Source organism: Bacillus sp. mrc49, from assembly GCF_002803435.1.
In genome coordinates this window covers 1-373 of sequence record NZ_PHNG01000064.1, presented here as the reverse complement: position 1 = coordinate 373, position 373 = coordinate 1, and the positions used below count along the sequence as shown (strand labels likewise).

The following is a 373-nucleotide window of genomic DNA, read 5'->3' as shown; positions in this document are numbered from 1 at the left end:
GGTGAAACGATGGGCTTAATATTATACTGGTACCCAAAATGCGGCACATGCCGCAATGCGAAGAAGTGGTTGGATCATCATGAACTGCAATATGAAGCGATCCATATAGCGGAAAATCCGCCTTCCCGAACCGAAATTGAACAATTGTATAAATCGAGCGGGTTGGAGTTGAAGAAGTTTTTCAATACGGATAGAAGAACAGAAAGGTAAAGCGGCAATCGCCTATCTGTGGGTGGATGGTTTTCCCCCAATGGTGAGAAGAAATGCCGTCTATCAGGAAAAATTAAAAGAAAATCCTGGTATAAAAGAAGTCGAAAGGTTCGGGGTGGCATCTGCCGATACTTCGGTTCAGACACAGAATGCAGTAGCCGCA

General features: G+C 44.5%; 2 pseudogenes. Both read left to right on the top strand.

Going from position 1 to position 373, the window contains the following annotated elements:
* Window positions 1–9: 9 nt before the first annotated feature.
* A pseudogene (locus CVN76_RS00485) lies at window positions 10–207 on the top strand (glutaredoxin domain-containing protein); the annotation flags it as partial.
* Window positions 200–373, top strand: a pseudogene (locus CVN76_RS00480) (sugar ABC transporter substrate-binding protein); the annotation flags it as partial. The pseudogenes CVN76_RS00485 and CVN76_RS00480, both read left to right, overlap by 8 nt.